24 protein-coding genes and 1 pseudogene are annotated in these 23,257 nt (G+C 73.1%); 11 read left to right on the plus strand and 14 right to left on the minus strand.

Going from position 1 to position 23,257, the window contains the following annotated elements; translation table 11 throughout:
- Positions 1-539: suppressor of fused domain protein (locus RH94_RS09880; RefSeq protein ID WP_073947297.1), on the minus strand; the 539-nt coding region annotated here is incomplete at its 3' end.
- A 494-nt stretch (positions 540-1,033) separates the two neighbouring features.
- Between RH94_RS09880 and RH94_RS09885 the strand changes: the two genes are divergently transcribed.
- A complete protein-coding gene (locus tag RH94_RS09885; RefSeq protein ID WP_073947246.1) occupies positions 1,034-2,149 on the plus strand; it encodes a magnesium and cobalt transport protein CorA in 1,116 nt (371 codons plus the stop codon).
- 23 nt (positions 2,150-2,172) lie between these two features.
- On the plus strand, positions 2,173-2,685 hold the full coding sequence (locus tag RH94_RS09890; protein WP_073947247.1) for a hypothetical protein: 513 nt from the start codon (positions 2,173-2,175) through the stop codon (positions 2,683-2,685).
- Positions 2,686-2,772: 87 nt separating this feature from the next.
- Here RH94_RS09890 and RH94_RS09895 read toward each other — a convergent pair whose 3' ends face one another.
- Complete coding sequence (locus tag RH94_RS09895; protein WP_073947248.1) at positions 2,773-3,519, minus strand: hypothetical protein; 747 nt, start codon at positions 3,517-3,519, stop codon at positions 2,773-2,775.
- 262 nt (positions 3,520-3,781) lie between these two features.
- On the opposite strand from RH94_RS09895, the gene RH94_RS09900 reads away from it, so the two are divergent.
- Genes RH94_RS09900 through RH94_RS09910 form a run of 3 tightly spaced genes read left to right on the plus strand, consistent with a single transcriptional unit; the run spans position 3,782 to position 6,830 of the window.
- Positions 3,782-5,068, plus strand: coding sequence for a magnesium transporter MgtE N-terminal domain-containing protein (locus tag RH94_RS09900; RefSeq protein ID WP_073947249.1), 1,287 nt, complete (start codon positions 3,782-3,784; stop codon positions 5,066-5,068).
- The gene (locus tag RH94_RS09905) at positions 5,058-5,654 is read left to right on the plus strand and encodes a DUF1003 domain-containing protein (protein ID WP_073947250.1); all 597 of its coding nucleotides are present in this window, start codon (positions 5,058-5,060) and stop codon (positions 5,652-5,654) included. The genes RH94_RS09900 and RH94_RS09905 overlap by 11 nt, the downstream gene beginning before the upstream one ends.
- A 42-nt stretch (positions 5,655-5,696) precedes the next feature.
- Complete coding sequence (locus RH94_RS09910; protein WP_073947251.1) at positions 5,697-6,830, plus strand: Mrp/NBP35 family ATP-binding protein; 1,134 nt, start codon at positions 5,697-5,699, stop codon at positions 6,828-6,830.
- Between the two features lie 620 nt (positions 6,831-7,450).
- On the opposite strand, the gene RH94_RS09915 is transcribed toward RH94_RS09910, so the two are convergent.
- From RH94_RS09915 to sigE, 5 genes are all read right to left on the minus strand, one after another.
- Positions 7,451-8,122: a hypothetical protein gene (locus RH94_RS09915; protein ID WP_073947252.1), complete on the minus strand. Its 672-nt coding sequence runs from the start codon at positions 8,120-8,122 to the stop codon at positions 7,451-7,453.
- 173 nt (positions 8,123-8,295) lie between these two features.
- On the minus strand, positions 8,296-8,742 hold the full coding sequence (locus RH94_RS09920; protein WP_073947253.1) for a sec-independent translocase: 447 nt from the start codon (positions 8,740-8,742) through the stop codon (positions 8,296-8,298).
- 177 nt (positions 8,743-8,919) lie between these two features.
- Positions 8,920-10,908, minus strand: a complete 1,989-nt coding sequence (locus RH94_RS09925) for a S1C family serine protease (protein ID WP_073947254.1) — start codon at positions 10,906-10,908, stop codon at positions 8,920-8,922.
- 103 nt (positions 10,909-11,011) lie between these two features.
- The gene (locus RH94_RS09930) at positions 11,012-11,968 is read right to left on the minus strand and encodes an anti-sigma factor family protein (RefSeq protein WP_073947255.1); all 957 of its coding nucleotides are present in this window, start codon (positions 11,966-11,968) and stop codon (positions 11,012-11,014) included.
- Positions 11,965-12,666, minus strand: coding sequence for an RNA polymerase sigma factor SigE (gene sigE / locus RH94_RS09935; RefSeq protein ID WP_073947256.1), 702 nt, complete (start codon positions 12,664-12,666; stop codon positions 11,965-11,967). The genes RH94_RS09930 and sigE overlap by 4 nt, the downstream gene beginning before the upstream one ends.
- Before the next feature lie 248 nt (positions 12,667-12,914).
- On the opposite strand from sigE, the gene RH94_RS09940 reads away from it, so the two are divergent.
- Positions 12,915-13,610: an O-methyltransferase gene (locus tag RH94_RS09940; protein WP_073947298.1), complete on the plus strand. Its 696-nt coding sequence runs from the start codon at positions 12,915-12,917 to the stop codon at positions 13,608-13,610.
- Between the two features lie 117 nt (positions 13,611-13,727).
- Here RH94_RS09940 and RH94_RS09945 read toward each other — a convergent pair whose 3' ends face one another.
- Entirely contained in the window at positions 13,728-13,895 is a 168-nt protein-coding gene (locus RH94_RS09945) for a DUF3117 domain-containing protein (protein ID WP_003966491.1), read from the minus strand.
- Between the two features lie 388 nt (positions 13,896-14,283).
- Between RH94_RS09945 and chcB the strand changes: the two genes are divergently transcribed.
- A complete protein-coding gene (gene chcB, locus RH94_RS09950) occupies positions 14,284-15,087 on the plus strand; it encodes a 2-cyclohexenylcarbonyl CoA isomerase (RefSeq protein WP_073947257.1) in 804 nt (267 codons plus the stop codon).
- A gap of 36 nt (positions 15,088-15,123) precedes the next feature.
- On the opposite strand, the gene RH94_RS09955 is transcribed toward chcB, so the two are convergent.
- A complete protein-coding gene (locus tag RH94_RS09955; RefSeq protein ID WP_324614257.1) occupies positions 15,124-15,753 on the minus strand; it encodes a DNA-3-methyladenine glycosylase I in 630 nt (209 codons plus the stop codon).
- Entirely contained in the window at positions 15,750-16,106 is a 357-nt protein-coding gene (locus RH94_RS09960) for a DivIVA domain-containing protein (protein ID WP_073947258.1), read from the minus strand. The genes RH94_RS09955 and RH94_RS09960 overlap by 4 nt, the downstream gene beginning before the upstream one ends.
- Before the next feature lie 133 nt (positions 16,107-16,239).
- Between RH94_RS09960 and folP the strand changes: the two genes are divergently transcribed.
- Positions 16,240-17,100, plus strand: a complete 861-nt coding sequence (folP, locus tag RH94_RS09965; RefSeq protein WP_073947259.1) for a dihydropteroate synthase — start codon at positions 16,240-16,242, stop codon at positions 17,098-17,100.
- A 29-nt stretch (positions 17,101-17,129) separates the two neighbouring features.
- Here folP and RH94_RS09970 read toward each other — a convergent pair whose 3' ends face one another.
- Positions 17,130-17,888, minus strand: coding sequence for an LOG family protein (locus RH94_RS09970; protein WP_073947260.1), 759 nt, complete (start codon positions 17,886-17,888; stop codon positions 17,130-17,132).
- A gap of 193 nt (positions 17,889-18,081) precedes the next feature.
- Complete coding sequence (gene dapE, locus RH94_RS09975) at positions 18,082-19,161, minus strand: succinyl-diaminopimelate desuccinylase (protein WP_073947261.1); 1,080 nt, start codon at positions 19,159-19,161, stop codon at positions 18,082-18,084.
- Between the two features lie 100 nt (positions 19,162-19,261).
- Between dapE and RH94_RS09980 the strand changes: the two genes are divergently transcribed.
- Positions 19,262-20,251: a heavy metal transporter gene (locus RH94_RS09980; RefSeq protein ID WP_073947262.1), complete on the plus strand. Its 990-nt coding sequence runs from the start codon at positions 19,262-19,264 to the stop codon at positions 20,249-20,251.
- A gap of 99 nt (positions 20,252-20,350) precedes the next feature.
- Here the strand turns inward: RH94_RS09980 and RH94_RS09985 are convergent, their stop codons facing one another.
- Both RH94_RS09985 and fdxA read right to left on the minus strand, forming a co-directional pair.
- On the minus strand, positions 20,351-21,457 hold the full coding sequence (locus tag RH94_RS09985; protein ID WP_073947300.1) for a bifunctional succinyldiaminopimelate transaminase/glutamate-prephenate aminotransferase: 1,107 nt from the start codon (positions 21,455-21,457) through the stop codon (positions 20,351-20,353).
- A 122-nt stretch (positions 21,458-21,579) separates the two neighbouring features.
- Positions 21,580-21,897 carry a ferredoxin gene (fdxA, locus tag RH94_RS09990; RefSeq protein ID WP_073947263.1) on the minus strand — a complete coding sequence of 106 codons (318 nt, stop codon included), beginning with the start codon at positions 21,895-21,897 and terminating at the stop codon, positions 21,580-21,582.
- 140 nt (positions 21,898-22,037) lie between these two features.
- Here fdxA and RH94_RS09995 point away from each other — a divergent pair, with 140 nt between their 5' ends.
- Complete coding sequence (locus RH94_RS09995; RefSeq protein ID WP_073947264.1) at positions 22,038-23,048, plus strand: GNAT family N-acetyltransferase; 1,011 nt, start codon at positions 22,038-22,040, stop codon at positions 23,046-23,048.
- 29 nt (positions 23,049-23,077) lie between these two features.
- Positions 23,078-23,257, plus strand: a pseudogene (locus RH94_RS46970) (hypothetical protein); the annotation flags it as partial.

A 23,257-nucleotide genomic window follows, 5' to 3' on the forward strand; every position in this document is an offset into this window, starting at 1 on the left:
CCGCCGGCCAGCCAGCGCTCCTGCAGGGCCTGCGCGCCGTGCACCCGCTTCCAGGCGGCCTCGTTCGGGGTCATCGGCAGCAGCGGCAGGAACCGTACGGGCTCCATCGGCCCGTCGAGCTCCAGGTCCTCCACCAGGCCGCCCGGCTCGGCCACCAGCACCGAGGTGAAGGGGGCACCGGGCCACAGCGGCCCGCCCACGTCCAGCGAGGCGCCCGGCGCCACCACCACGCCCTCGACCTGCGGGGACGCGCCGAGCACGGCGAGCGGGCGGAGCACCTTGTCGGTGTCGGCGAGGCCGGTCCGCACCGAGAGGACCAGCTCGGCGCGCGGCCCCCTGACCGGGTCGGCGAGCATCGCCGTGGGGTCGGTCATGGGGTGGGCGGACATGCCCAGGGTGGCGTACCGGACGATGTCCCCCTCGCGGAAGCGCAGCACCTCGATGCGGTCCGTGCCGAGGAAGGTGACCGCGGCGCGCGCGTCCGGCTCGCCCAGCGCGGAACGCAACCGGGCCTCGACCAGCGGAAGAACATCAGCCATGCGGCGAGCATAGAACTCGTCAGCACCGGGCAAAGCGGCGCCTTGACACACCGGGCTGCTGATACTCTTGATCGGTCACCCGGGGCAGCATGCAGAAGCATCGCGATCGAGCCCCGGCACCGAAGGGACTCCCTCACGAGGGACCGGCCGGAGGAGGTGGGGCTGTCATGGACCGAAGTCGACCGTGCAGTAGCACCCGCTCTTCCCGCCGCTGATGTAGTTGTCCTGGCTCCGGCCGGCTGCCACCTCTCGCTTTCGTGCCCTGGTCGCCTCTGTGCCCTGGCGCGTGTCGGACGGAAGAGCGCTCGTTTCGTCTGCCTGATCCGAACGATCCGCCCGATCCGAATCAGCAACGAAGCCCGTGCCACCGCGACGGTGCGGTGCTCCCCGCTTTGTGGACGTGCCAAACATCTCCACGGCAAGGACGTCCTCATTCCGGGCAGTTCCAACCGGCGTCGGCGGCCCCTCGTTGCTCGCTGCGAAGGAGCCCCGCCATGTCGATGATCCGCGACCTGCGTGCCGTGGTCCGCCCCTCCCGTACGGCCGCGCGCAAGGGCGAGTGCACGTACGACACCGCGCACTCCCCCGCGACGCCCTCCGCCGTCGTCGACTGCGCCGTCTACCGCGACGGCGCCCGCGTCGAGACCGAACGGCCGCTCACCCCGCAGGAGGCGATGCGCCTGGTGCGGCGCGACGGCGGCTTCGTGTGGATCGGTCTGCACGAGCCGACCGAGGCCGAATTCGCCGGTATCGCCGGGGAGTTCGGGCTGCACCCGCTGGCCGTGGAGGACGCGGTCACGGCCCACCAGCGGCCCAAGCTGGAGCGCTACGACGACACCCTGTTCACCGTCTTCAAGACCATCCACTACCTCGACCACGACAAGCTCACCGCCAACAGCGAGATCGTGGAGACCGGCGAGGTCATGTGCTTCACCGGCCGGGACTTCTTCATCACCGTCCGGCACGGCGGCAAGGGCTCGCTGCGCGCGCTGCGGCACCGGCTGCAGGAGGACCCCGAGCTGCTGGCCAAGGGCCCCTCGGCGGTGCTGCACGCCATCGCCGACCACGTCGTCGACGGCTACATGGCGGTCGCGGACGCCCTGCAGGGCGACATCGACGAGGTGGAGACGGAGGTGTTCTCGCCGGGCCGGGGCGGCACCCCGCGCGGCGCCGACGCCGGGCGGATCTACCAGCTCAAGCGCGAGGTGCTGGCGTTCAAGCGGGCGGTGTCGCCGCTGCTGCGGCCCATGCAGCTGCTGAGCGAGCGGCCGATGCGGCTGATCGACCCGGACATCCAGAAGTACTTCCGGGACGTGGCCGACCACGTGGCCCGGGTGCAGGAGCAGGTCACCGGTTTCGACGAACTGCTCAACTCCATCCTCCAGGCCAGCCTCGCGCAGGCGTCCGTCGCGCAGAACGAGGACATGCGCAAGATCACGTCCTGGGCCGCGATCATCGCCGTGCCGACGATGGTGTGCGGGGTGTACGGCATGAACTTCGACCACATGCCCGAGCTGCACTGGAAGTACGGCTATCCGCTGATCGTGGCCATCATGGCCGGGATCTGTCTGGGCATCCACCGCGCGCTGAAGCGCAACGGCTGGCTGTGAGCGGGCTGGTTAGTCTTTCTGCCATGACAAGTGAGCTGCTCGACCGGGCCCTCGTCGAGGAGGCCACCAAGAAGTCCGGCCTCATCTGGGTCAAGGGCCCCGGCGTCCCGGCGCGTGCCCTGTGGCACGTCTGGCACGAGGGCGCGGCGTGCCTGGTCGGCGACGGGCCCGGCGAGCAGCCGCTGCCGGGGCTGGCCGACGGGGCCGGTGCCGAGGTGACGGTGCGCAGCAAGGACAAGGGCGGCCGCCTGGTCACCTGGGCCGCGAGGGTCGTGGAGCTCGCGCCGGACTCGGAGGGCTGGCAGGCGGCGGTGGCCGAGCTGAAGGGCAAGCGGCTCAACGCGCCCGACGGCGAGGCCATGACGCGGCGGTGGGCCCGGGAGTGCCGGGTGCTGCGGCTGGAGCCGACGGGGGCGACGGCGCCGCTGCCGGAGGGTTCGCTGGCCGAGGCCCCGCTGCCGACACCGGCGACGACCCGTCGGCCGGTCCCGGCGGGGCTGCCGCGGCTGCTGATGAGGAAGCGGCGGGGGAAGTAGCGGCCCGACGGGAGACGACTGCCGGCGGGCGACGAGTACCGGTGGGAGATGAGTACCGGTGGGAGATGAGTACCGGTGGCAGAGGCGTCAGGACGTCGGCAGCTGCTTGCCGTAGTCGACGGTCTCGCTCTTCTCCGGCTGGGCCAGGGGGAAGTCCTTGCCCCACTCCGAGAAGGTCAGGGTCCCCGCGCCGCCCGCGCGCTTCAGGTGCAGGGGGTAGGGCTCGCCCTCCAGGGAGACGTCCAGGGTGCCGCCGCTGCCCTGGCCGCCGGCGATGCGGATCGTGCGGACGCCGGACCGCTCGTGGTGGCCGTCCCTCGTCAGCGTGCCGTGCAGGGTCAGCAGACCGTCGAGGAGGACGTCCTTGTCCGTGAAGCCGCTGAACCGCTGGTACGCGGGGTCGCCCTGCGGCACCTTCACGTACTTGCCGTCCAGCTTGTCGGCGGCCCCGGTGCCCTTGCCGTTGTCGTCGACCTGGCCCCAGAACCCGGCGTCCGCCTTCAGGAACAGTTGCTCCCCGACCCTCAGCAGCCCGAAGGTCACCCCCTCGGAGGTCACCGAGCCGGAGCCGCCGTCGGCCTTCAGCCGCATGTCGAGCCGGTACGTACGGCCGTTGCTGACCACGTTCCCGGACAGGTGCACGGTGTCCGCGGACCCGGCCGCCGTCCGCGTCCTGGCCTGGATCTGCTCGGCCGGCAGCTTGCCCACCCCGTTGGTGCCGGCGTCCGGGTCCTCGGAGCACCCCGTCAGACCCGCGCCCACGACGACGACCACAGCGCACAGCGCGCTCGTCAGCGCGGTCCGGCGAGTACGGCCCTGGGGAATCGCAGTCACAGGCGGTGCTGCCTTTCTGAGGGGAGTCCTGAGCGGCGTACGGCAGCGTACCGGTGCCGCGCGGGGCGGGCGGAGTCAGACCGTCCACCACCCTCACCAGCCCGTATCCACGAGGGACGGGCTAGCCTGAAGCCCACCTGAGCGGGCATTTGGGAAAAGGAACCCAGTACGTACGTCACGCATCACGCGGCACAGAGCCAACGAGACAAAGCCAACGAGACGGAGCCACGAGCTCACGGAGCCACGCAAAGGAGGCGCGTTCATGGCAGCGGGCGCCCCCCGGATCTTCCTCTCGCACCTTTCCGGCGCCGCCGTCTTCGACCCGGCGGGCGACCAGGTGGGGCGCGTGCGGGATCTGGTCGTCATGCTGCGCGTCGGGCGCCGGCCGCCCCGCCTGCTCGGGCTGGTCGTCGAACTCCCCACCCGGCGCCGTATCTTCCTGCCCATGACCCGGGTGACGAGCATCGAGTCCGGACAGGTCATCACCACCGGCGTGCTCAACGTCCGGCGCTTCGAGCAACGGCCCACCGAACGGCTCGTCTTCGGCGAACTGCTCGACCGGCGGGTGACGCTCGTGGACACGGGCGAGGAGGTCACCGTCCTGGACGTGTCGGTGCAGCAGCTGCCCGCCCGCCGGGACTGGGAGATCGACCGGGTCTTCGCCCGCAAGGGACGCAAGGGCGGCGCGTTCCGGCGCAACCGGGGAGAGACGCTGACGGTGGAGTGGTCCGCGGTCACCGGCTTCTCGCTGGAGGAGCACGGACAGGGCGCGGAGAGCCTGCTCGCCACCTTCGAGCAGCTGCGCCCCGCCGACCTCGCCAACGTGCTGCACCACCTGTCGTCCAAGCGGCGCGCGGAGGTCGCCGCCGCCCTGGACGACGACCGCCTCGCCGACGTACTCGAGGAGCTCCCGGAGGACGACCAGATCGAGATCCTGGGCAAGCTGAAGGGCGAACGCGCGGCCGACGTCCTGGAGGCCATGGACCCGGACGACGCCGCCGACCTGCTCGCCGAACTGCCCGAGGAGGAGCAGGAGCGGCTGCTGGGCCTGATGCAGCCCGCCGACGCGGCCGACATGCGCCGGCTGTTGTCGTACGAGGAGCGCACGGCGGGCGGTCTGATGAACCCCGAGCCGATCGTGCTGCGCCCGGACGCCACCGTCGCCGACGCCCTGGCCCGGGTCCGCAACCGCGACCTCTCCCCCGCGCTGGCCGCCCAGGTCTACGTCTGCCGTCCGCCCGAGGAGACGCCGACCGGCAAGTACCTGGGCACGGTGCACTTCCAGCGGCTGCTGCGCGACCCGCCCTACACCCTCGTCGGCTCGATGCTCGACGACGACCTGCTGCCGCTGGCCCCCGACGCCGCGCTGCCGGTCGTGGCCGGGTTCTTCGCGACGTACGACATGGTGGCGGCGCCCGTCGTCGACGAGTCCGGGTCGCTGCTGGGCGCGGTCACCGTGGACGACGTCCTGGACCACATGCTGCCGGACGACTGGCGGGAGACGGAGTACCACCTGGACGAGAAGGGGGTGGCCACCGATGCCCGCTGAGCGCGAGAGCACCCGCGAGCGGCTCCCGGCGGGGGCCACCGCCGCCGGGCGGCCGCGGGCCACCCGGCTGGACCAGCCGCGCCCGCCGCGGCGCCGGCTGCTGCCGGAGTGGGACCCGGACGCCTTCGGACGGCTGTCGGAGCGCATCGCGCGCTTCCTGGGCACCGGGCGGTTCATCGTCTGGATGACGGTGGTGATCATCGTCTGGATCACGTGGAACGTGGCCGCGCCACGGCATCTGCGGTTCGACGAGTACCCGTTCATCTTCCTGACCCTGGCGCTGTCCCTGCAGGCCTCCTACGCCGCCCCGCTGATCCTGCTGGCGCAGAACCGGCAGGACGACCGGGACCGGGTCAACCTCGAACAGGACCGCAAGCAGGACGAGCGGTCGATCGCCGACACCGAGTACCTGACCCGGGAGATCGCCGCGCTGCGCATGGGCCTGGGCGAGGTGGCGACCCGCGACTGGATCCGCTCGGAACTGCAGGACCTGTTCAAGGAGGTGGAGTTGAGAAGCGCCGACGGGCACCGGCCCGGGGTGTTCCCGGTGGAGCACCCGGGCGGACGTGACGTGAACGACCACTGACAGGAGGGCTGCTCCCCCGCCGGTCGCCGTACCATCGTCCTTATGGTTACGGAAGACGCGGTGCGCGAAGCGCTGGCGACGGTTGACGATCCCGAGATCCACCGGCCCATCACCGAGCTCGGCATGGTCAAATCGGTGGAGATCGGCGCGGACGGTGCGGTCGCGGTCACCGTGTACCTGACGGTTTCCGGCTGCCCGATGCGCGAGACGATCACACAGCGGGTGACCGACGCGGTCTCGCGCGTCGAGGGTGTCACCCGCGTCGACGTCTCGCTGGACGTGATGAGCGACGAGCAGCGCCGTGAGCTGGCGGCGGCCCTGCGCGGCGGCCAGGCCGAGCGCGAGGTCCCCTTCGCCAAGCCGGGCAGCCTCACCCGGGTGTACGCGGTCGCCTCCGGCAAGGGCGGCGTCGGCAAGTCCTCGGTGACGGTGAACCTGGCGGCGGCGATGGCGGCCGACGGGCTGAAGGTGGGCGTGGTCGACGCCGACATCTACGGCCACAGCGTGCCGCGGATGCTGGGCGCGGACGGCCGTCCGACCCAGGTCGAGAACATGATCATGCCGCCGTCGGCGAACGGTGTGAAGGTCATCTCCATCGGCATGTTCACCCCGGGCAACGCGCCGGTGGTCTGGCGCGGTCCGATGCTGCACCGGGCGCTGCAGCAGTTCCTCTCGGACGTGTACTGGGGCGACCTGGACGTCCTCCTGCTGGACCTGCCGCCCGGCACCGGTGACATCGCGATCTCCGTGGCCCAGCTGGTCCCGAACGCCGAGATCCTGGTCGTGACGACGCCTCAGCAGGCGGCGGCCGAGGTGGCCGAGCGGGCGGGCTCCATCGCCGTGCAGACCCACCAGAAGATCGTCGGCGTGGTCGAGAACATGTCCGGGCTGCCCTGCCCGCACTGCGGCGAGATGGTCGACGTCTTCGGCACGGGCGGCGGCCAGCGGGTCGCCGACGGTCTGACCCGCACCACGGGTGCGACGGTCCCGGTGCTCGGCTCCATCCCGATCGACGTCCGGCTGCGCGAGGGCGGCGACGAGGGCAAGCCGGTCGTCCTGGCCGACCCGGACTCCCCGGCGGGCTCGGCCCTGCGCGCGATCGCCGGCAAGCTGGGGGGCCGTCAGCGGGGCCTGGCGGGGCTGTCGCTGGGCATCACCCCGAAGAACAAGTTCTGACGCCCACCTGCCCGGGAAGCCGGCCCCGTCGGCCCGCGACGCCCGTCGCGGGCCGGCGGGGCCGGCGACTTTCCGGCCACGGGCCGACGGGGCACGGGGTCGACGGGCACAGGGCCGTGCCGCACGCACGGCCCCACCACCGGGGGCGCGGCACACGCCCCACCGCACGGGCGTGACAAGCCACGCGGAGCCCGCCGACCACGGAGCAGGGCCAGGCGGGCGGCGCCACCGGCGCGCGGGCAGGGCACACCGCACGCGCCCCGCCGTCCGCCCGGCACCGTGCCTGGCGGAACCGACAGGCCTGCGACCACAGCACCCAAGGAGTACGAGCCGGCGTCACACACGCGCTCCCGCCGCGCGGAGCGTGGCACACCACACGCGCCCCACCGGCCGTCCAGCGGGTCGGCCACGCGGCGCCCGGCACCGTGCCGGGCGGAGTCGGCGGCTCTCCGGCCACGGGGGCGACGGGGTGCGGGGCCGTGCCGAACACGTGGCCGCACCACACGGGCACGCGAGCGTGGCACGCCGCGCAGGACCCGCCGACCGCCCGGCGGCCCGGTGACCTGGGGGGAGAGGGCGCCGCTCAGGGGGCGCCCCCTTCTTCGACCCGGTCCCGCCGGTCAGGCGTACGCGTTGATGTCCTTGATCACGGCGAAGCCGAGTCCGTACGCGCTCATGCCCCTGCCGTACGCGCCCACGTGGACGCCCTCCCGGGTCGAGCCGGCGAGCACCCAGCCGAACTCCGACTCGCGGTAGTGGAAGGGCGTCGGGACGCCGTCCACGGGCAGGGAGAGCATCGACCAGGCCGAGCTCGTCAGGTCGTCGGCGAGCACCCACGCGGTCTCCGTCTGCTGCTCCAGCCAGTCGTCCCGCAGGGTGTGGTCCATCTGGATGGGCCAGGTGACGGACAGCAGCCCGACCCCGGCAAGCCAGGCCGCCGAGGAGACGGAGGTGGCCTCCAGCTGGCCGGTGCCGTCGGCGAGGCGCCGTACGGGGTGGGCGGCGACGGTGACGACGACCGCGAACTTCTCCTTGGGCTCGTCCGGCGACCCCGACACGTGCTCGTTGCGCACGGAGGGCTCGTCGCCGTGCCCGGTCGAGCCGTGTTCCACGGCACCGTCGGCCGAGGTGCCGACCTGCATCAGCCAGCGCGGCCCCGTGAAGGCCTCGTCGAGGCCGTACCACGGGAAGGGCGCCAGCAGGTAGCCGTCGACCGTGCGCCGGGCGAAGGGGAACCGTTGTCCGCCCTCCGCGGCCGGCGCCTGCGCGCCTGCCCGACTCGTCGTCTCCATGTACCCGGACGCCTCCTCGCTCTCGCCGGACCGACGGTGGCCCGCCCCCCTTCGGGCGTACTCGTCCGGTCCGCACAACGACTCGGCAGCATATCCATCCCGCTTCGGGCAGCCGGGGAGCCGCCCGGCGCGTGGGTCGCGGATGCGCGGGGGTCCGCGGCGGCCCGGGCGGCTCAGGTGGCGTCCGCGTCGAAGGGCGGGCGCTCGTCGCGGCCCAGGGCCTCGGGCTTCTTGGTCATGTCGATCCGGCCGCCGGACGAGGCCGAGGAGGACACGGAGGAACCGGAGGACGCGGACTCGTGGCCGTGCACCGTGTCCGTGAGGTCGGTCATCTCCTTCTTCAGGTCGAAGCCGTTGCGGATCTCCTTCAGCCCCAGTTCGTCGTTCTCCAGCTGCTTGCGGAGGAACGTCTTGGGGTTGAGGTCCTCGAACTCGAAGTCCTTGAACTCCGGACCGAGCTCGCTGCGGATGTCCTGCTTGGCGCTCTCCGAGAAATCACGGATCTTCCGGATCGTGCGCGTCACGTCCTGGATGACCTTCGGGAGCTTGTCCGGACCGAACACGAGCACGGCCACGATGACGATCGTCACCAGCTCGAGCGGTCCTATGTCGTTGAACACCTGAAGCTCCTTGCGATGTCCTCGGTCCTCGGCCCTCGGGCGGTCCGGTCTGTGCGGGTCTCTTCCGTGGTCCGGGCCGGAACCACGGTACCCGGCGGATGCGTCCGACCGGTACTGCCCCGAGGTGTCGGACCGCGTGTACACGCCGGGTTCGCCGCGGCATCTGTCCCGATTCGGTCAGCCGCCGTTCGAGGACCCGAGCACGAGGGAGACCTTCCGCTCCCTTCCGTCGTGCACGACGGTCAGCTCCAGTCGGTCGCCGGGGCGGTGGGCGCGCGTCTTGACGATCAGCTCCTCGCCCGAGTGGACGCGCCGGCCGTTCACCGCGGTGATGACGTCGCCGGCCTGGATGCCGGCCTTGGCTCCGGGGCCGCCGGGGGTGACCGGGGGGCCGCCGTCACGGCCCTTGGTGTTCACCCGCGCGCCGTCGCCGGTGTAGTTCATGTCCAGGGTCACGCCGATCACCGGGTGGCTGGCCCTGCCCGTTCTGATCAGCTCCTCGGCGACCCGCTTGGCCTGGTTCACGGGGATGGCGAAGCCGAGGCCGATGGAGCCGGCCCGGCCGGTCTGCAGGTCGGAGCCGGTGTCGGCGGAGCGGATGGCGGAGTTGATGCCGACGACCCGGCCCTGGGCGTCGAGGAGGGGGCCGCCGGAGTTGCCGGGGTTGATCGGGGCGTCGGTCTGCAGGGCGTCGACGTACGACACGTCGCTGCCGTCGCCCTTCTCGCCGCCGGCCGTGATGGGGCGTTCCTTGGCGCTGACGATGCCGGAGGTGACGGTGTTGGCGAGGTCGAAGGGTGCGCCGATGGCGACGACCGGGTCGCCCACCTGCACGTTGTCGGAGTTGCCGAGGGGCAGGGGGGTCAGGCCGCGGACGCCGCGGACCTGGACGACGGCGAGGTCGTAGCCGGTGTCCCGGCCGATGATCCGGGCCTTGGCGGTCTGGCCGCCGCTGAAGGTCACCGATATGTCCCCGCCGGAGGCGGCGTTCTCCACGACGTGGTTGTTGGTGAGGATGTGACCGAGGCGGTCGAGCACGAACCCGGTGCCGGTGCCCTGCTCGCCGGAGCCTCTGACGTGCAGCGTCACCACGCTGGGCAGGGCACGGGCGGCGATCCCGGCCACGCTGTCCGGGGCGCGCCCGACGGGCTCCTTCCCGGCCTGCGGCAGCTCCACGGTCCCCACACCGCCGTTGCGCTCGAAGTACGCCCCGGCCAGCCCGCCGAGCAGGCCGGACGCCAGCGCGAGCACCACGGCCCCGCCCACCAGCGCCCGCGTCACCCGCCGGTGCCGCTGTTCCGCGCTGAGCACCCCGGCCCCGCTCTGCTGCAGCGGCGCGGCGGCCTGCCCCCGGGCCCAGGGGTCGTAACGCGCCCAGGGACCGGCGCCGGCGACGGGCCCACCGTGCGGATCGGCCGGTGCCCGGCCCGGCGAGCCGTGCGGCGGGACGTCCGCGGCGGGCGGGCCCTGCGGGGCGCTCTCCGCCGCCGTGGCCCCCACGGGTGCGGAGCCCGGAGCCGCCGGCATGCCGTGGAAATCGGCACCCCCCTGGGCCGACGGGCCGTGCGGGGGGACATCCGCCGCGGACGAGGCCTGCGGCGCGCTCTCCGCCGCCGGTGGACCCACGGGTGCGGAGCCCGGAGCCGTCGGCATGCCGGGATACGGGGCGGACGAGGTGGGGGCGGACGCGGCGGTGGCGGACGCGACCGCCGGGTGCTGCACCGGAGGGGCGGGGGCCCAGGGGCCCGGTTCGCCATAGGGCGGGGTGTTGTAGGGGTCGGGGTCGTGCAGGGGCCTGGGCTGCTCGGCGGAGGGGCCGACGGGGGCGGACACCGCGGGCTCCTCCGGGGTGCGGGGCGCCGCGGAGGCGTCCTGCGTGCCGTCGGCCGCCGGGGCGAGTGCGAAGTCGCCGTCGCCGCCGCCCGGACCCGCGAGGGGCCGTTCCAGTTCGTAGTCGCCGTCGGCATCGGCGCTCCGGGGCGCGGCGGCCTGCGTGGGGGCCGTGTCCTCGGCCGCGCCGCCGGTGGAAGCCGCGGCCGGATCGCCGGCCGTCCCGTCGGTCACCTCCCCGCCCGAAGTCGCGTCCTCCGGAGCGGCCGGATGCGGCCACTCTCCCGGAGGGACTCGGTTCCACCACTTCGGGCGGGTGGGCTTCCGCTCGTTCATGTTCTCCCCACAGCGGGTCGCGGCACGGCTCCGCGCCCGGACCGGTGTCATGGGCGCGACCTGTGGATTCAACCAGGTTCGCGGCCCGTCGCGCAGGGACCGGTCAGGGCGCCGTGCCGGAGGAGGCCGAGGGAGAGGGCGTGCTGAGCGGGCCGGGGACCGTGAACCCCGGGTCCGTGGACCGGGAGGTCGGGGAGATGGGCGGTGTCGCGGTGAGCAGGCGTATCAGCGGGGACGTCACGGCCGCACCGCCGACCATCGGCGTGGTCGGCGTGTACATCACGTCCTGCATCCGTCCGGCGCCGGGCGGTACGACACCCGGCAGCAACGGCGCGGACAGCGAGGTCGGCGCCAACGGCGTCCCGTCGGACGACCGCTGCCCCTGTGCCGGCAGCGGCACGGCCGACTGACGGCGCCGCGGGTTCTCGGAGCCCGGCACCGCCGCCGTGCCCCCCGTACGCGCCGGAGTCACGTTGCTGCCCTTGCCCGAGCCGCCACGCGCCTCCGCGCCGCCCGTCATGCCGTTGGTCAGCCCGCCGAGCGCGACCGCGGCCAGCGACACCGCCCCGGCGGCGACGAACGCGAACCGCAGCCCGCGCGAGGCGGACCGCTCGCCGTCGGCACGGCCGACCGGATGGATCCGGAAGCCGCGGTCCTCGGCGGCGTCGGCCGGTGCGTCGGCATGCGGCCGGGCCGGCACGTAGCCGAACTCGAACCGCTCACCGCGCTTCACCCCGAACACCCCGGGGCGTCCGGAGAGTCCGCCGGGCAGCCCTCCCCCGCCCAGCGGCGAGCCGTCGCCGTCGGCATCACCCCCGGGAAGGCCCTGCAGACGGGCCAGGAAGCTCTCGGAGGGGGGCGGTGGGGCCGCCTGGGCGAAGACGTTTTTCACACGGCGCTGTGCGTCGACCTCCGCCTTGCACTTCGGGCAGGTGGCCACATGCGCCAGGACGCGCTCGCGCGCGTCATGACCGAGCTCTCCGTCGACCAGGGCGGCGAGACGGTCTCCCAGGTGCTGTTCCGCGAGGCGTCCCGCGGGATCAGGTCGTGATCCACTCACGCGGTCGCGCCTCCTCCCCCCAGCGCGGGGACCCGGGGCACGAAGCCGCGACGCTCGGCCCGCGCCTGGGGCGAGCGGTGCGCAAGGGCCTTGCGCAGCTGGGAGCGGCCGCGGTGGATGCGGGAGCGGACCGTGCCGAGCTTGACGCCGAGGGTCGCGGCGATCTCCTCGTACGACAGCCCTTCGATGTCGCACAGGACGACCGCGGCGCGGAACTCGGGCGCGAGGGTGTCGAGGGCCTGCTGGACGTCCGCGTCGAAGTGCGCGTCGTTGAACAGCTGCTGCGGCGTCGGCTCCTTGCTGGCCAGCCGCTCGGCCGCGTCGTCGCCGAGCGAGTCGAAGCGGATGCGCTGCTTGCGGCGGACCATGTCCAGGAACAGGTTCGTCGTGATGCGGTGCAGCCAGCCCTCGAACGTGCCCGGCGTGTAGGTCGACAGGGAGCGGAAGACGCGGACGAAGACCTCCTGGGTGAGGTCCTCGGCGTCGTGCTGGTTGCCCGTGAGGCGGTAGGCGAGGCGGTAGACGCGACCGCTGTGCGTGCTGACGATCTCCTCCCAGGTGGGCGGAGTCCACGCCTGCCCGTCCGCGTCGGTGGAGAAGGTCGCGGTCTGAACGGATTCGGCGGCGTGGTTCGAGTCAGCAGCGGTGTCGGTCACAGATTTCGGCCTGCCCGCCGACCCGAGAAAGCGCCGCAGCACTCCTCCCCGATCCACAGGCGCAGCCGCACCTCCCCTGTCGGCTCTGGTGGTGTCCAATGGAGCCCCTACCATACCCACCTCGTCCGTTAGCTCCGGATAAGCAGTTTTACGAGAATTTGACACGTGCTCGCCCGGCTCGTGCGGCTGCGTCAGCACTTGGCCGGTGTCCCGATCCATCCCATACCCCCCATCCGCGCCGCCGTCGCCTCCCGGGCAACTTCCTCATCCCTTTGAACGACCGGTCCCATCTGCGGGTTCCCGGCCCCAACGGATACAGTCACGCCCAGGCTTCCACGGGACAGGAGAGGGCCATTACCGGCAACCGGCAGACGAGCTGGGCGTTCGCCGACGCCTATGTCGCCGAGGACGACGCGCTGCTCTGGGCCCGCGAGAGGGCCCATGAGGCGGGGCTGCGCCCGGTGTCGCCCGGCGCGGGCGCCGCGCTGCGGTTGCTGGCCGCCACCGTGGACGCGAAGGCGGTCGCGGAGATCGGTACCGGCACCGGGGTCTCCGGGATCCACCTGCTGCACGGCATGCGGCCGGACGGGGTGCTGACCACCGTCGACCCCGAGCCTGAGCACCAGCAGTTCGCCCGCCAGGCGTTCCGCGCCGCCGGCTTCGCCGCCAACCGCGCCCGCTTCATCCCCGGCCGCGCCCTCGACGTGCTGCCCCGGCTCGCGGACGCGGGATACGACCTCGTCTTCTGCGACGGCGACCGGCTGGAGTTCCCCGAGTACCTCGCTGAATCGTTGCGCCTGCTGCGCCCGGGAGGCCTCGTCGCCTTCGAAGGCGTCTTCGCGCACGGGCGGACGGTGGACTCCGGGCCGCAGCCGACGGAGGTCCTGCGGCTGCGGGAGCTGCTGCGCACGGTGCGCGAGAGCCCCGACCTGGTGTCGTCGCTGCTGCCGGTGGGCGACGGTCTGCTGTGCGCGGTCAAACGCTGAGCGCCCCGGCGTCCGGACCTCGCATCCGCCGACGACGCGTCCCCGCCCCCTGACAAGCAACTGCCCCGACACCGCGTACGATGCCGGGGCAGCTGAAAGGCTGTGGTCGCTCGCGCGTCAGCCGACGACCTTCTTGAGGGCGTCGCCGAGCGCGTCGGCCTCGTCAGGGGTCAGCTCGACGACGAGTCGACCGCCGCCTTCGAGCGGAACGCGCATGACGATGCCCCGCCCCTCCTTGGTCACCTCGAGCGGGCCATCACCCGTCCGCGGCTTCATGGCCGCCATGCTCGTTCCCCTTCCTGAAACCCAGCTCATCGTCAAAGCCGACGGCCCACCGTGAGGGCACGCGCGCGATCCCCGTCCTGAACGGGCCAGGACACGCGTCACCGGCATCGAACACATTGCTTCCCAGCCATTATCCCGCATCCCAGGACCCGATGACCAACATCAGTAGGCATCGCTTGGGCAACGCGCGCGAGCAAAACCACTCAATTCGGCGATGTGACTGCGATACTGCGCGCCCGCACGCACACCCGGCGGTGGCGGACCCCCCTGAATTCTTTGACGCAGGTCACACGTCCACCCCGCGCCGCGGCCGGTGATCTCCGTCATGCTGTCCTTCGGACACAGGACCTACCGACCAGTACAACAGCGACACCGGAGGGGATGCCCCATGACCGACACCGTGCTCTACGAGGTGAGCGACGGGCTCGCGACGATCACGCTGAACCGTCCCGAGGCGATGAACGCGCTGGACGTCGCCACCAAGGTCGCCCTCCGGGACGCGGCCCGGTCCGCGGCGGACGACGACGCCGTACGCGCGGTGCTGCTGACCGCCGCCGGGGACCGTGCGTTCTGCGTGGGCCAGGACCTCAAGGAGCACATCGGCCTGCTGGCCGCCGACCGGGAGACCGGGGCGGGGCAGACGATGCGCACCGTGCGGGAGCACTACAACCCGGTCGTGCGGGCGCTGGCGGGCGCGCCGAAGCCGGTGGTCGCCGCGGTGAACGGGGTCGCGGCCGGGGCGGGCTTCGGCTTCGCGCTCGCCGCCGACTACCGGATCGTGGCGGACACGGCGTCCTTCAACACGTCCTTCGCGGGGGTCGCGCTCACCGCCGACTCCGGCATCTCCTGGACCCTGCCGCGGGTGGTCGGCCCCTCCCGGGCCACCGACCTGCTGCTCTTCCCGCGCAGCATCACCGCCCAGGAGGCCTACGAGCTGGGCATCGCCAACCGGATCGTGCCGGCCGCCGAGCTGCGGGCCGAGGCCGGGAAGGTGGCGCGGGCGCTGGCCGAGGGTCCGACGGTGGCGTACGCGGCGCTGAAGGAGTCGGTGGCATACGGCCTGACGCACTCCCTGGAGGAGGCCCTGGAGAAGGAGGACGAGCTCCAGACGCGGGCGGGGCGGTCCGAGGACCACACGATCGCCGTACAGGCGTTCGTGAGCAAGGAGAAGCCGAAGTACCTGGGCCGCTGACCCGCCCGTTCCCGGTGCCGCCCCTGCCGGCCGACGTCAGGGGCGGCGTGCCGCGCAGTCCGCGAGGTGGTCGTCGACCAGGCCGCACGCCTGCATCAGGGCGTACGCCGTCGTCGGGCCGACGAAGCGCAGCCCGCGCTTCTTCAGGGCCTTGGACAGGGCCGTGGACTCGGGGGTGACCGCCGGGACGTCGGAGAGGGTCTTCGGGACCCCGCGGCCGGCCGGGTCGGGGGCGTGGGACCAGATCAGGGCGTCCAGCTCGCCGGGGGACCAGCCGGCGAGCACGCGCGCGTTGGCGAGCGTCGCGTCGATCTTGGCGCGGTTGCGGATGATGCCCGGGTCGGCGAGCAACCGTTCGCGGTCGGCGTCCGTGAAGTCCGCCACCGCCGGGATCCGGAAGCCGGCGAAGGCGGCGCGGAAGCCGGTGCGGCGGCGCAGGATGGTGATCCAGGACAGGCCGGACTGGAAGGCCTCCAGCGCGAGGCGTTCGAAGAGCGCGTCGTCGCCGTGGACCGGGCGGCCCCACTCCTCGTCGTGGTACGTCACGTAGTCCGCCGCGGACAGCGCCCACGGGCAGCGCAGGGCCCCGTCCGGACCGGCGACCGCGGCACCGGCCGTCGCCGGGCCGTCCGTCGCCGTGCCGATCGTCGCCGTGCCGTCCGTCACTGCTGGTCCTCCGGCTCGGGCTTGGCCAGGCGTACGGGAGCGGCGGCGGCCCGGGCGCCGGCCAGCACGGACTCCAGGTCGGCGATCCGCGCGTCGCGCTCGGCGAGCTCGGCGCCGAGGCGGCCGAGGGCGTCGTCCACGTCCGCCATGCGGTAGCCCCGGGCGGCGAGCGGGAAGCGCAGGCCCTCCACGTCCGCACGGTTCACCGGGCGGTCCGGCGGCAGCGGGTCCCGGAACCGCTCCGGCTCGGCCTCGGGCAGCGGCCCGGTGCCCTCTCCGCCGCCGACCACCGCGAGGGTCACCGCGGCGACCACGACGGCGAGCGCGACGACCAGGAACAAGAACATAACCATCGCTGGGGTCCCCACGGAGTCCGGAGTCTGTCGTACGTGTGTGGGTCCGATCGTGCCATGCGACGCCGACGGTTAGGGTCACAGGCGGTCGAGGACCGGGATGTACCCGGGACGTACGAGGAGGTCGCAGGGGATGCTCAGGCTGGGCAGGCGTGAGTTCGACGCGCACGAGCCGGTGATCATGGCGATCGTGAACCGGACCCCGGACTCCTTCTACGACCGGGGGGCGACCTTCCGCGACGAGCCGGCCCTCGCGCGCGTGGAGCAGGCGGTCGCCGAGGGCGCGGCGATCATCGACATCGGCGGGGTGAAGGCCGGGCCCGGTGAGGAGGTGACCGCCGAGGAGGAGGCGCGGCGGACGGTCGGCTTCGTCGCCGAGGTGCGGCGGCGGTTCCCCGACGTGGTCATCAGCGTCGACACCTGGCGGGCCGACGTCGGCGAGGCGGTCTGCGAGGCGGGGGCCGACCTGCTGAACGACGCGTGGGGCGGGGTGGACCCGCGGCTCGCCGAGGTCGCGGCGCGGTACGGGGCCGGGCTGGTGTGCGTGCACGCGGGCGGCGCGCAGCCGCGGACCCGGCCGCACCGGGTGGCGTACGACGACGTCATGGCCGACGTCCTGCGGGTGACCGTGGGGCTCGCCGAGCGGGCGGTGGCGCTGGGCGTGCCCCGGGAGTCGGTGCTGATCGATCCCGGGCACGACTTCGGGAAGAACACGCGGCACAGCCTGGAGGCCACCCGGCGGCTGGGCGAGATGGTCGCCACCGGATGGCCGGTGCTGGTGTCCTTGTCCAACAAGGACTTCGTGGGCGAGACGTTGGACAAGCCGGTGAAGGAGCGGCTGGTGGGGACGTTGGCCACCACGGCTGTCTCGGCCTGGTTGGGGGCGCAGGTGTACCGGGTGCACGAGGTTGCCGAGACCCGGCAGGTGGTGGACATGGTGGCGTCCATCGCGGGGCACCGGCCGCCGGCGGTCGCCCGGCGGGGGCTGGCGTAGGGCTTTCCGCCCCCCGCCGCCCCTCTGGGCTACTTGCCCGCCTCCTTGGACATCAGCGCCACCGCCTCCTCCACGTCGTCCGTCACGTGGAACAGGGTGAGGTCCGCCTTCGCCGCCTTGCCCTCGGCGATGAGGGTGTGGGTGAGCCAGTCGACCAGGCCGCCCCAGTAGGAGGTGCCGAAGAGCACGATCGGGAAGCGGGTGACCTTCTGGGTCTGGACGAGGGTGAGGGCCTCGAAGAGTTCGTCCAGGGTGCCGAGGCCGCCGGGCAGGACCACGAAGCCCTGCGCGTACTTGACGAACATCAGCTTGCGGACGAAGAAGTAGCGGAAGTTGAGGCCGATGTCGACGTAGGGGTTCAGCCCCTGCTCGAAGGGCAGCTCGATGCCCAGGCCCACCGAGAGGCCCCCGGCCTCCAGCGCGCCCTTGTTCGCCGCCTCCATGGTGCCCGGGCCGCCGCCCGTGATCACCGCGAAGCCCGCCTCGACCAGGCCCCGGCCCAGCCGGACCCCGGCCTCGTACTCCGGTGTGTCCGCCTGGGTCCGGGCCGAGCCGAACACGCTGATCGCGGGCGGGAGTTCGGCGAGCGTGCCGAAGCCCTCGATGAACTCCGACTGGATGCGCAGGACGCGCCAGGGGTCCGTGTGGACCCAGTCGCTGGGGGCGCGCTCGTCCAGCAGCCGCTGGTCCGTGGTGCTCGGCTGGACCTGGTCCCGGCGCCGGAGGACCGGCCCGAGGCGCTGCTCGTCCGGTGGCTGCTTCTTGCCCTCGGGGTTGCCTGTTGGCATGTACGCTCCCTCCGGTTGGGGTCTCCCCTGCTCGAGTGAAGCCGAGAGCTCGGGGAAAGGACGTTCCACCTCAGCGTAGATCCACGCGGGTTACGGGCGGGGGACGTCGGACTGTCCGCCATGAAACGCCGTACGGTCCGTAATGGCCCGTAACGACCCGTACGGCCCGTACCGGCCGCCCCCGCGGCACCGGTCAGCTCGTCAGCCAGGCCCGCAGCCGCTCCTCGCCCGCGAGGATCCTGGCCGTGTCCACCCGCTCGTCCCGCTTGTGCGCCAAGTGCGGGTTGCCGGGGCCGTAGTTGACCGCGGGGATGCCCAGCGCCGAGAAGCGCGAGACGTCCGTCCAGCCGTACTTGGGCCGCGGGGTGCCGCCGACCGCCTCGATGAACGCCGCCGCGGCCGGGTGGTTCAGGCCCGGCAGGGCACCGCCGCTGTGGTCGTCGATCACGAACTCCTCGACCCCGCAGTCCGCGAAGACCTCGCGGACGTGGGCGACCGCCTCCTCCTCGGTGCGGTCCGGGGCGTAGCGGAAGTTGACCGCGACCACGCACTCGTCGGGGATGACGTTGCCCGCCACCCCGCCGGAGATCCCGACCGCGTTCAGGCCCTCCCGGTACTCCAGGCCGTCGATCACCGGCCGGCGCGGCTCGTACGCGGCGAGGCGCTGCAGGATCGGCGCGGCGGCGTGGATGGCGTTGGAGCCCAGCCAGCCGCGCGCCGAGTGGGCCCGCTCGCCGCCCGTCCTCAGCAGCACCCGCAGGGTGCCCTGGCAGCCGCCCTCGACCTCGCCGTCGGAGGGTTCCAGCAGCACAGCGAAGTCGCCCTCCAGCCACTCCGGGTGCGCCTCGGCGACGTGCTTGAGGCCGTTCAGCTCGGCGGCGACCTCCTCGTTGTCGTAGAAGACGAAGGTCAGGTCGCGGTTGGGGGCCGGGACCGTGGCCGCGATGCGCAGCTGCACCGCCACGCCGGACTTCATGTCGCAGGTGCCGCAGCCCCAGAGCACCCCGTCCTCGTCCAGCCGGGACGGCACGTTGTCGGCGATCGGGACGGTGTCGATGTGGCCGGCCAGGATCACCCGCTCGGACCGGCCCAGGTCCGTCCGGGCCACGACGTTGTTGCCGAAGCGGTCCACCGTCAGGTGCGGCAGCTCGCGCAGCGCGCCCTCGATCGCGTCGGCCAGCGGCTTCTCCGTACCGCTCTCCGAGGGGAAGTCGACGAGCCGCGCGGTCAGGCGCGCGGCGTCCAGCGTGAGGTCAAGCGGGGTATCGGCCATGCCGTCGACCCTAACCCGNCCCGCCGATTCGTCCCCGCGCCGCCACCCAATTGTCCACACCTGGCTCAACAGCCCCTGCGGCCTCAAGTACCTTGGAGACGTGCGCGACCCGTCCCCCTCCCCCAAGCGTCGTGGCCGCCTCCTCCGGTTCGGGGCCGCCTCCGCCGTCCTGCTCGCCCTCGCGGGCTACCTCTCGGTGCAGTTCCTCACCGGACGCACCGGGGGTCCGGGCTGCGAGGTCGTCTCCGGCAAGGAGGACGGCGCCTCGTACCGGTTCACGCCGGAGCAGGCGGTGAACGCGGCGACGATCGCGGCCGTGGGCACCGGGCGCGGCATGCCCGAGCGCGCGGTGACCATCGCGCTGGCCACCGCGCTGCAGGAGTCGGCCCTGCGCAACATCGACTACGGCGACCGGGACTCGCTCGGCCTGTTCCAGCAGCGGCCCTCGCAGGGCTGGGGCACGCCGGAGGAGATCATGGACCCGTCGTACTCGGCGGGGATCTTCTACGACCACCTGGCCAAGGTCCCCGGCTACACGAGGCTGCCGCTCACCGTGGCAGCCCAGCGTGTGCAGCGCAGCGGCTTCCCGCAGGCGTACGCCAAGCACGAGCCGGACGCCACGCTGCTCGCCGCCGCGCTCACCGGGCGCTCCGTGGCCACGCTGACCTGCCAGGGCCGCCCCGGTACCACCCGGATCACCGGTCCGGACGCGGTGCGCTCCGCGCTCGTACGGGACTTCGGACGGGACGTGGTGCAGGAGGCCGGCGCGGAGGTGGGGGACGGCGGCCCATCGCCGGCGCCCACGCCCGGCCGGAGTGCGGGCTCGGGCGCCGGGGAACGGACCGTGACCCTGCCCGTGCCCGCCGCCGACACGGCCGCCGCCGGGCGCAGTGCCCGGCAGCGGGGGTGGCAGCTCGCGCACTGGGCGGTGGCCAACGCCTCCGCGCTGCGCATCGAGCGGGTCTCGTACGCCGGCCAGGAGTGGACGGCGGGGACGACCGACGACCGGTGGCGGGCGGTGGCGACGCGGGGGGCCGCCGGGGCGGAGCGGGACGCGGGCTCGGTCAGCATCACCACGACCGCCCGTTAGCGCGAGCACGACCGGCCGCCGGCGCGAAGCGGAACGCCGGCTCGGTCAGCACCACCACGACCAGCCGCCGGCGCGAGCACGACCGGCCGTCGGCGCGAGTCAGCGCGGGCCGTCGCCCAGCCGTGCCGCTGCCGCCGCCACCCTCTCGTCCGTGGCGGTCAGGGCCACGCGTACGAAGTGGGCGCCCGCCGCGCCGTAGAAGTCGCCCGGGGCGACCAGGATGCCCCGGTCGGCCAGATGGGCGACCGTGTCCCAGCAGGACTCGTCCCTCGTGGCCCAGAGGTAGAGGCTCGCCTCGCTGTGCTCGACGCGGAAGCCGTGGGAGAGCAGGGCCCGGCGGAGGACCGTACGGCGGGCGGCGTAGCGTTCGCGCTGCTCGCGGACGTGGGTGTCGTCGCCCAGGGCGGCCACCACCGCCGCCTGCGTGGGCGCCGAGGTCATCATGCCGCCGTGCTTGCGGATCTCCAGCAGCGGGCCGAGGACGGCCGGGTCGCCGACCAGGAACGCGGCGCGGTAGCCGGCCAGGTTGGAGCGCTTGGAGAGGGAGTGGACGGCGACGATGCCGTCGTACGAGCCGCCGTTCACGTCCGGGTGGAGCACCGAGACCGGGTCCGCCTCCCAGCCCAGCTCCAGGTAGCACTCGTCGGAGAGGACGAGGACGCCGTGCTCGCGGGCCCAGGCGACGATCCGGGTGAGTTCCTCCTTGCCCAGGACCCTGCCCGTGGGGTTGGAGGGCGAGTTCAGCCACAGCAGCTTCAGGCCCGCCGGGTCCAGGTCCGTCGGATCGTCGTAGACCTCGTGGTCCGCGCGGGCCAGGCGGGCGCCGACCTCGTAGGTGGGGTAGGCCAGGCGCGGGTACGCCACCTTGTCGCCGGGGCCCAGGCCCAGCTGGGTGGGGAGCCAGGCGACCAGTTCCTTGGAGCCGACGACCGGCAGGACGTGCCGGTGGGTGACCCCGCGCGCGCCGAGGCGGCGCCCGGCCCAGCCGGTGATCGCGTCGCGCAGCTCGGGCGTGCCCCACACGGTGGGGTAGCCCGGGGAGTCCGCCGCCGCGACCAGCGCCTTCTGGATCAGCTCGGGGACCGGGTCCACCGGGGTGCCGACCGACAGGTCGACGATGCCGTCCGGATGGGCCGCGGCCGTCTTCTTGTACGGCTCCAGCTTGTCCCAGGGAAACGCGGGAAGCCGGTCGGAGACTGCGGACACGGGGATCAGGCTCACTTTCTGCTACGGCAAACGCCTCGGTCCCGTGCGGCGGTCGGAACGCTGGGAGCGATCAGGCCGTACGGGACCGAGGCGGCGCGGTGTGCGGGCCGCTTGACGACTGGTTACGCCTGCGGCGGCAGCGCGGCGATGATCGGGTGGTCGCGCTCGATCAGCCCGAGCTTGCTGGCGCCGCCGGGGGAGCCGAGCTCGTCGAAGAACTCGACGTTCGCCTTGTAGTAGTCCTTCCACTCCTCCGGAGTGTCGTCCTCGTAGAAGATCGCCTCGACCGGGCAGACCGGTTCGCAGGCTCCGCAGTCGACGCATTCGTCCGGGTGGATGTACAAGGACCGCTGGCCCTCGTAGATGCAGTCGACCGGGCACTCCTCGATGCACGCCTTGTCCTTGACGTCGACACAAGGCTGCGCGATGACGTAGGTCACGCTGTCGTTCCTCCTCGATAGGGCGCTGGCGGGCCTCCACAGGCTCCGCCGCCTGGCGCGCGGGAGCGCGGCGTCGTCGATGCCCGCCCCTAGTATCTCCGTTCCGGGGCATGATCCGAACAGGAGGGGTGGACAGACCCGTGGAAATATCGGCTGCAGGGCGCCTTGAGGTCCGTATCACCACCGCTGACGTGGGCAAACGGGTCTCCGTACGGCGCCTGGGCGAACCCGGCACGCCGGGCGCGAGGTTCACCGACACGGTCGGTGTTCTCACGTCGTGGGACAACGGTGTGCTGGTGATCACACGGAAGAGCGGCGAAACCGTCCGCATCGCGGAATCCTCCCTGGTCGCGGGCAAGGTCGTACCGGCCGCACCGGCCCGGCGCCGGGGTCCGGCCGCCCCGTACGACGAGCTCGCGCGTGTCGCGGCGCGGGCCTGGCCGCCGGTGGAGAGCGAGCGGCTGGGCGACTGGGAGTTGAGGGCCGCCGGAGGGTTCACCCGGCGGGCCAACTCGGTGCTGCCGCTCGGCGACCCGGGCCTTCCGCTCGACGGGGCACTGGCCGCCGTACGACGCTGGTACGGCGAGCGCGGCCTGCCCGCGTACGTCCAGACCGCCACCGGCGCCGAGGGCGCGCAGGAACTGCTGTGCGCGGAGCTGGAGCGGCGGGGCTGGGTGCGCGAGGTGAGCGCCGAGCTGTGGACCGGGGCGCTCGCGCCGGTCGCGGACCGGTCCGAGGGATCCGGGGTCGTGCTGTCCCGCACGGCCGACGAGGCGTGGCTTGCGCGGTACCGGCGCAAAGGGGTGAGCGAGGTGGCGCTGAAGGTGCTGGGCGGCGGACCGTCGGTGTGGTTCGCGAGCGTGCCCGGCGAGGGCGGTGTGCCCGCGGCGATCGGGCGGTGTGTCGTCGACGGGCGGTGGGCGTCCTTCGCCGCAGTCGAGGTGGATCCGGCGCTGCGGCGGCGCGGCCTGGCCACCACCGTGCTGGCCGCGCTCGCCCGCCGGGCCCTCGACGAGGGGGCGTCGGCGGCCTGGCTGCAGGTCGAGACCGACAACGCGGCGGCACGGGCGCTGTACGGCGCGCTGGGCTTCTCCGCGCACCACGCGTACCACCATTACCGCGAGCCGGGCTCCGGCTCCGGGCGGTCGTAGCGATCGCCGTGGAAGGGCACGAGGCTGCCATGCGTCCCCTTTACCCCCCGCCGCCCGAACGCTCCGCCGAGCTGCGCCGCCGGTTCGCCGAGGAGGCGCGGTCCGAGCGGCCCGACCTGGTGACGCTGTGCCTGCTGGTGGGCGCGGAGGCCGACGGCACGCTGGACGAGGCGGGCATGGACGCGGCGCAGATCGAGCTGGACCGGCTC

The organism is Streptomyces kebangsaanensis (assembly GCF_001906585.1).
In the GTDB taxonomy this organism is placed as follows: Bacteria; Actinomycetota; Actinomycetes; order Streptomycetales; family Streptomycetaceae; genus Streptomyces; species Streptomyces kebangsaanensis.

Bases quoted from the DNA above. Each gene is read 5' to 3' on its own strand.
- RH94_RS09885 (WP_073947246.1), top strand. From the start codon at position 1,034: ATGTCGATGATCCGCGACCTGCGTGCCGTGGTCCGCCCCTCCCGTACG.
- RH94_RS09890 (WP_073947247.1), top strand. From the start codon at position 2,173: ATGACAAGTGAGCTGCTCGACCGGGCCCTCGTCGAGGAGGCCACCAAG.
- RH94_RS09900 (WP_073947249.1), top strand. From the start codon at position 3,782: ATGGCAGCGGGCGCCCCCCGGATCTTCCTCTCGCACCTTTCCGGCGCC.
- RH94_RS09905 (WP_073947250.1), top strand. From the start codon at position 5,058: ATGCCCGCTGAGCGCGAGAGCACCCGCGAGCGGCTCCCGGCGGGGGCC.
- RH94_RS09910 (WP_073947251.1), top strand. From the start codon at position 5,697: ATGGTTACGGAAGACGCGGTGCGCGAAGCGCTGGCGACGGTTGACGAT.
- RH94_RS09915 (WP_073947252.1), bottom strand. From the start codon at position 8,122: ATGGAGACGACGAGTCGGGCAGGCGCGCAGGCGCCGGCCGCGGAGGGC.
- RH94_RS09925 (WP_073947254.1), bottom strand. From the start codon at position 10,908: ATGAACGAGCGGAAGCCCACCCGCCCGAAGTGGTGGAACCGAGTCCCT.
- RH94_RS09945 (WP_003966491.1), bottom strand. From the start codon at position 13,895: ATGGCGGCCATGAAGCCGCGGACGGGTGATGGCCCGCTCGAGGTGACC.
- chcB (WP_073947257.1), top strand. From the start codon at position 14,284: ATGACCGACACCGTGCTCTACGAGGTGAGCGACGGGCTCGCGACGATC.
- RH94_RS09960 (WP_073947258.1), bottom strand. From the start codon at position 16,106: ATGGTTATGTTCTTGTTCCTGGTCGTCGCGCTCGCCGTCGTGGTCGCC.
- folP (WP_073947259.1), top strand. From the start codon at position 16,240: ATGCTCAGGCTGGGCAGGCGTGAGTTCGACGCGCACGAGCCGGTGATC.
- RH94_RS09970 (WP_073947260.1), bottom strand. From the start codon at position 17,888: ATGCCAACAGGCAACCCCGAGGGCAAGAAGCAGCCACCGGACGAGCAG.
- dapE (WP_073947261.1), bottom strand. From the start codon at position 19,161: ATGGCCGATACCCCGCTTGACCTCACGCTGGACGCCGCGCGCCTGACC.